At 35.2% G+C, this 6,460-nt stretch carries 9 protein-coding genes; 6 read left to right on the plus strand and 3 right to left on the minus strand.

Going from position 1 to position 6,460, the window contains the following annotated elements:
* Both DNJ75_RS13940 and DNJ75_RS13945 read right to left on the minus strand, forming a co-directional pair.
* A partial coding sequence (locus tag DNJ75_RS13940) for an ERCC4 domain-containing protein (protein ID WP_188618954.1) occupies positions 1–577 on the minus strand: 577 nt, incomplete at its 3' end.
* Entirely contained in the window at positions 570–1,199 is a 630-nt protein-coding gene (locus tag DNJ75_RS13945) for a hypothetical protein (RefSeq protein WP_117004052.1), read from the minus strand. The genes DNJ75_RS13940 and DNJ75_RS13945, both read right to left, overlap by 8 nt.
* A 140-nt stretch (positions 1,200–1,339) precedes the next feature.
* On the opposite strand from DNJ75_RS13945, the gene DNJ75_RS13950 reads away from it, so the two are divergent.
* Together DNJ75_RS13950 and DNJ75_RS13955 are read left to right on the plus strand one after the other, a co-directional pair.
* Positions 1,340–1,558, plus strand: coding sequence for a hypothetical protein (locus DNJ75_RS13950; protein WP_117004053.1), 219 nt, complete (start codon positions 1,340–1,342; stop codon positions 1,556–1,558).
* Positions 1,551–2,060: a PaaI family thioesterase gene (locus DNJ75_RS13955; protein WP_157968368.1), complete on the plus strand. Its 510-nt coding sequence runs from the start codon at positions 1,551–1,553 to the stop codon at positions 2,058–2,060. Before DNJ75_RS13950 ends, DNJ75_RS13955 begins: the two co-directional genes overlap by 8 nt.
* Before the next feature lie 149 nt (positions 2,061–2,209).
* Here DNJ75_RS13955 and DNJ75_RS13960 read toward each other — a convergent pair whose 3' ends face one another.
* Positions 2,210–3,298: a toll/interleukin-1 receptor domain-containing protein gene (locus DNJ75_RS13960; protein ID WP_117004055.1), complete on the minus strand. Its 1,089-nt coding sequence runs from the start codon at positions 3,296–3,298 to the stop codon at positions 2,210–2,212.
* A 294-nt stretch (positions 3,299–3,592) separates the two neighbouring features.
* On the opposite strand from DNJ75_RS13960, the gene DNJ75_RS13965 reads away from it, so the two are divergent.
* The 4 genes from DNJ75_RS13965 to DNJ75_RS13980 form a co-directional block, all read left to right on the plus strand.
* The gene (locus tag DNJ75_RS13965) at positions 3,593–4,324 is read left to right on the plus strand and encodes a hypothetical protein (protein ID WP_117004056.1); all 732 of its coding nucleotides are present in this window, start codon (positions 3,593–3,595) and stop codon (positions 4,322–4,324) included.
* On the plus strand, positions 4,324–5,238 hold the full coding sequence (locus DNJ75_RS13970; protein ID WP_117004057.1) for an Rpn family recombination-promoting nuclease/putative transposase: 915 nt from the start codon (positions 4,324–4,326) through the stop codon (positions 5,236–5,238). Before DNJ75_RS13965 ends, DNJ75_RS13970 begins: the two co-directional genes overlap by 1 nt.
* 29 nt (positions 5,239–5,267) lie before the next feature.
* The gene (locus DNJ75_RS13975) at positions 5,268–6,026 is read left to right on the plus strand and encodes a DUF7168 domain-containing protein (RefSeq protein WP_117004058.1); all 759 of its coding nucleotides are present in this window, start codon (positions 5,268–5,270) and stop codon (positions 6,024–6,026) included.
* 184 nt (positions 6,027–6,210) lie between these two features.
* Positions 6,211–6,460: hypothetical protein (locus DNJ75_RS13980; RefSeq protein ID WP_157968369.1), on the plus strand; the 250-nt coding region annotated here is incomplete at its 3' end.

Genomic DNA, 6,460 nt, shown 5'->3' on the forward strand with positions numbered 1-6,460 from the left:
TAGCAACTGCTGTTGCAATAGCATCATTGGTTGGGTCATTATGTTTTTTGAGTACTGCTTCAAAGAACCTTAAGGACCAGTGATTTGCTTCTTTTCTATTACCTGCATAAATAATCGGTAAATTAGGGTGTAAGACGGATAGCTCAGCAAGCGCCCTTCCCATATGAGCAGGTGATGAATATTTACCTATTTTATCACTGGAGAGAAAATCACCATACTGTGCCTCGATCACCACTGCCGCATGACGGTAGGTTGATAACTCTGTTAGTTGCTGGTGTAAAACCTGAATTTTAGCGATGTCTGACAACATATTATCAAACGTTTTACGCTCGACAATTGCTTCGATCTCATTATCAAGCATCAGTGCATAATCATCAACAGACAGATTTTGTCTTGTAATGTTGTGCTCGCCAAATTTCCAAGGATAACGTTCATTACTGTCAATGACCACTTCAAGGTCTGCCAGTTTTGGCTGTAAACTTAAATTACCACGAGTACGGTGCTGATTAATTCCCTGCTGCGTTCTAAAGAAAATCTGCTCGTAGTCACCATCTTTGGTTTTATATTTCTTACGCAAAAATAGAAACTCGCAGCGTTTTTTTTACGGATCGACCAAGCATGATAGACAAACGCTTGCCTACTCTTTTGACAAATACAACAGGCACTTCCTCTATAACCTTGCCAGAAATAATCTCTGGTTTTTCATTGGCGCGTATGCAAAAGATATTACCACTGGCACCTGGCCATTTATCCTGTGTTAAAAGCGACAGCGTTGGGTTGCCTTTTTCTATGATGCTTACTCGGTAAGGAAACTTATCGCTGCTTGTCTCCTCAACACGCCAGACAGAAGCACCCTTATCGTCAGGCTTGGATTTGAAGAATATCTGCTCATAGTCACCTGGCTTGTTTTTATATTTTTTTGTGACGAATCTAAATTCACATTGCTGATTAGTCGTGCGATTGAGTTTAATTGAGACCTTAGTTTGGTCTTCTAACCATCTGACTGAACTAATTTCATCCTCTTCAACCAACTCAATTGCGTTAATGTCTGGCTTAGCATCATGACGAACACAAAAAATAGATTCATCATCTGATGGCCATTTTTTCTGCACCAACAGTTTGAGATTGGTTTTTTCTGATTTTTCAATGGTAATCAGGTAAGGGTATTTTTTGTCGTCTGTTTTTTCTAATTTCCACATAAATGATCGAATGTTCTTTACTAATCCAGCATGAACACTATAACAAAGCTTGTTTAGATGACATAGAATAACATTGCTTAACAGGTCAAACTATGAATAATATAGTGGCGCGTTAATGCAGTTATGACAAGAGGTATAAAATGGATGTGACTCAGCAACTTCAGCAGGCAAAAATAAATAATAATAAGGTCACTGTTACGATTATTGGTGATAAGACTTTTTCAGGCAAAGTAATCAATATTGCCCGCAATCACGTTAAGATCGAAACATCGCATAATAGTGAAGTATCACTGTGGATTGAGTCGATTTCTGATTTTCAAGTTTCAAATGAGCATAACAGTGAGGCAATTGATGATTAATTTTTCTGAACTGAAAAAACTGATACCTCACGAACATCAAAGAGGTTGTTTTGGTAAATGTGAGACCAGCCCCATTAACAAGCAGCTGATACTTTATACCGATGGAAAAGCCATTTACACCCAGTTTCAACCACTGGAGAGACACATCGGTTGGGGTAATATTCTACACGGTGGTATTTTAACAACCATTATGGATGAAATACTGGGATGGGAGGCTGTTCTTCTGGCTAAGATGGTCTGCGTGACCAAAAAAATTGAAGTCCAGTTTCACCATCCAGCACAATTTGATGATAGCTACACGATTACAGCAAAATACTTAAAGCATACACAATCAGAAATCATCGTTGATGGCGAAGTATATAATTCAGGAAATATTCTCATCATGTCAGCTACTGGTGTCTTTAGCCCCCTTCCTGCACAGGCTATTGATAAACTTGGCATTATGCCTCCTGAACAGTTGCAGTTAGTGTTAGAATACATAAAAAGCATTGAGAAGGCATGATGGCAAAATCACAGTAATTAGTTTAGTGTAACGAAAAAGTATAACGTAAACACTGATACTATCATGTGATAAATTTGATTTTCAAAGTTCATATTTTAACTATCATAAAACGATCGTTTTAGGTGAGCTATGATGCCAATACCAGAAAGTTAAAAATCAAAGTCATCAGGCTCTGGCGATATGTTAACTTCAACTATGCTATTTTTACTTATCATAAAATTTTTGCCTGTAGTTTTCTTGAGGAAATTTACCATGCGATCGTTTTTATTCACAAGGGTACTACTATATAACTGATCATTCTGAGAATACCCATCAATAATAAGTAATTCATTTTCTTCAGACAAACTTTCAATGTTGCTTTCAAGCAAGGTAAGTCTATCATTTGCCTCATAATAACTTCTAGAGCTTAAAAAGTTCATTATACATGCCTTTTGCCAGCAAGATTTATTTTTGAAGTTTTTACAGATAAATTCAAATATTTTTATATTTAGCTCATCTATCCCATTTGAACTGTTAAATTTACAAGCTTGCAGACTACTTATAAAACCTTTTGGATCGTCCGTATTTCCTTCTTTGGCAATGAAAATTGGTACATCACGCGCTAATGCATAACCAATTTCTTGATTGACCCAACAACTATTTTGGCATTCATCTGTTAGTAGCAATAGCATCATATCCATTGTTTCTAGACCTTTGAGAATCTCATCACACCATTTTTTACTAGCTTCAATAGATTCATGAGCTACAAATGATTGTACCCCGTAATTTTCTATGTTTTCAGCAATCTTGTGTGCGATTAACTTGTCTTTATCTCGATGGCTAATAAACAACCTGATTAAATCGGATTTTTTCCATACTGAAGGAATGTCTTCGTAATATTTAACTGTACTATTTAGCGAGAAATAATCTGAATTCTCATACCGCTTATTTTCTTTAGGAAGAAAATTAAATTCTCTAACAGAATAACCTAAATCAGTGCATTTAAGTAGGTCAGTTTTCATCATCTCTTTATATTTTTGCTCTTGAGACAGATCAATTTTTAGGAGAATTTCTTGAGGAATATAAAGCTTTAATAAATAAGATGTATGGTCATTTCCGCATATATACTCAGTTTGTTCACTATCTAGCTGCATCACAGATGATTGTAAAATATCATAAAGCAGGTGTTCATTACTAAGTTGATAGTTCCATGATAGTCTTTTTAAATAAGGGCTAATCACTTGATCAAAGTTATCCATAATAAGTAATAATTTATTGCGCTTATCACCATTATAATGCTTTTGGTGATGGTCAGAAATCTATTTGTTTTTAAAAGAATCTTGTCTTACAAATGATCGTTTGTGATACAGGCGACAAAACAGCTAAATCAATGGTTAAAACTGTCTCAAAACTCATATTATAATTTATGTTTTATAAACGGGTATACTGGATTTCAATAAGTCAGATGCAATACCAGATATACGGTATGTGGTCATATATCCTCAAAGTAAAGCATGTTATTATACATTCAAGAAAATTAAGGAATTATATTTATGAGAGCTTCTGCTGAAATAATTACTGATTATAATGGCATGCGTAAAATAGGAAAAGAAAGGATATACCAACAGGCTATTACTTTTATTTTGAAAGAAGATATGCTCAGGTGTGCTAAACGATTGTCCTTATTGCAGGGTGATAGCTCATTATTGATCAATACCGAACATGAAATGAATGTATTAGTAGACCATTGCTTATACAATTACAATAGGGATGGTTACTCTGCTATTCAAAGAGCATATAAGAAATTAAAGCACGAGTACTCAGAGTCTGACTGTGCAAAATTTAAAAAGTTTTCAGAAGCATCGTTTAAGTTTGTACGTGCTGTTAATGTTGTGGGTGATGATACGGTTTTGGTACGCGATATATTAACTTCAAAGGAATATCTTTTAATTGATTATGGCTTCAATAAAACAATCAAGGAAAATGGTCTAGCGTATGGAATGATTGCTAACTTTATAGATTGTGATGATTACATAATGTCAACAGGAGCTTCTATACCAGTGTCTTTAGATTCACAGTCAAAAGGAGCACAGCAATTACAAGAAATAGCATCAAACTATATCGATAAAAAACAACAAGGCATTGCTACAGATATTGACTATAAACAAATGATTACTGATTTATATAAACTTTGCTTCCATGAAGAGATGATTATGCTTGTGCCTTCAGCAACCGTTCCCTTTGGCAAAGAAGCGCTTAAGAAAAAAGTTGAGGAAACAGAATAATGACCGATCGTCATGATGGGGTGTTTAAAGATTTAATCAGTAATAGAGATTTTGCAATTTCTTTTCTGCAAAATTACATGCCAGCCGAGCTTACAAGCCTGATTGACTGGGATAGTGTTATATTAGAATCAGCTAATGTTGAGCATATTCGTCAGCAACAAAAAGCAAATAAGAAAACTAAAGAGCAGTCCGACTTAACTTTTCTCTTTAAATTCAAGGACGGTAAAAATGGCGCTGTCTTTGTACACATTGAGTCTCAAACAGGAGACGATGGCACGATTGTTATTCGTACTCGCCATTACCAAACATCTTATTTGCTTGACTACATTAAGCGACACAAAACAACAAAAGACTTGCCTTTAGTGGTATCAATTATTTACTACGCCAATCAAAAGCCATTTAGTCATAGTCTTAACATCAATGATTATTTTGCCAATAAGGTATTAGCTGAAAAATATGCTTTTACTACGCAATTTGTCGATCTTAACCGTTACAGTGACGAAGAAATTTTAGAACATGGCTTCATTGCTGGTTTTGAATTGATATTAAAAGCAATTAGAGAAAAGAATATTGATGGCAAGCTTGGCATTGCTATCAATCAGATTGAAGCTTACGATCATTTTGCTCGACAGATTTTGATTCGCTATATGTCGCAATATTCGGATATGGAAACTGACGCATTTTATGATAGAATTATCGATAGTAAACCAGATTTAGAAGGTGATGTCATGACGGTAGCACAGCAGTGGGAAAAACAGGGTATGCAAAAAGGACGCTTTCTTGAAAAACAGGAAACAGCGCGTAATATGCTAGTGGATGGACTATCAGTCGATATGGTTGGCAAGTACACTAGCCTTGACCTTGATACAGTGCTTAAGCTTAAAAATGAAATCGACAAAAAAACACAGCATTAATAAACATTAATACTATGTTGAATTACGATATGGAAACGTCAACAACCGACTATAAAAAAGAAATCGAAGCGCATGCCGTTGATTACTTCAAAGGCCTTCATGTTGGCATGCCACCTTACATGATTGCCCGTACCATTTCCTTTTTTGAATTTTCCTTATCAAAAAAAGAACTTGTTGATAACGATGATGATGAAATAACACATTCTGAATTGCTCCCTTTTTCAGTGGATTGGCTTATCGATTTAAAGCCTATATTTTTTGGGATAGCCTGTATCTACGGCACAAAACCAATTAAGCTTTTTGATATTGAATCTCAGCCTGATAGGTACTCTATATCTTATGTTGGATACAAAGGTAATGTTCATGCATGTTACGTATCTTTGAAGAAATTATTCGGATTTGCTAAAGAAATACGCCAACAATATATTGATTCTTTAAATAAGCGCATGAAAGACTCAACTAAAAAAGAGCGTGCTGATGAATTTATGTATGATTGGATTGAGAAGATGGCGTCGCACTTAAGACCAACTGCATTAACTGGTGATGATTTTGGTCACCTTGATGAATATATTACAAATACTTTCAGGACAATGGAAGAAAGACATCAATGTGATAAGCTCGTCGTTGATTTTCTTAGAATCATTGAGAAAGGTGACGATAAAATGACTTGTAAAGATGTAATGGATAGATATCTTGAAAAAACGGGGCACTCACTGAAGGAATTACAACAACAAAATGAAGAATTGGGAAAAAGTCCTCTTTTAGAAGAATGGTCTGAATACAGCTAGATTTTTTAAACGCAACACTCTCAAGATAGGGAGATTTTTCCGTTTTTTTAACCACAATCGTGGTCGCAAAACAGGAAATGATTGTGTTAGCCATCAATGATCTTTTAGCAAAAAGGATTAAGCATACTCATTTTGGTCAAAGTCATATATAATATAACTTTGTAGGTTAATTAGGTTAATATTTTTGGCAACAAAGAAGAAAGCAAAGGCGCGTAACAAGTCAGGGAAAATTAAAGCCTGGCTGTGTCATCTCAACTGCAAATTCTCAAAACCAAATGATGCCAATATTTATATTGAGCGTTGCGCCATCAAAGTAGGATTAAGTAGTCTGGCTGAGGCGAAAGAAACAATGGCTTTGCATGAAGCTATTGTTGATTGGATAGAGATGCTTAAAGCTGAATCTGGCTATCATAAAGATATTGAGCTTAAAGTAG

The sequence above is a fragment of the Cysteiniphilum litorale genome (genome assembly GCF_003428165.1).
Taxonomy (GTDB): Bacteria; Pseudomonadota; Gammaproteobacteria; order Francisellales; family Francisellaceae; genus Caedibacter; species Caedibacter litoralis.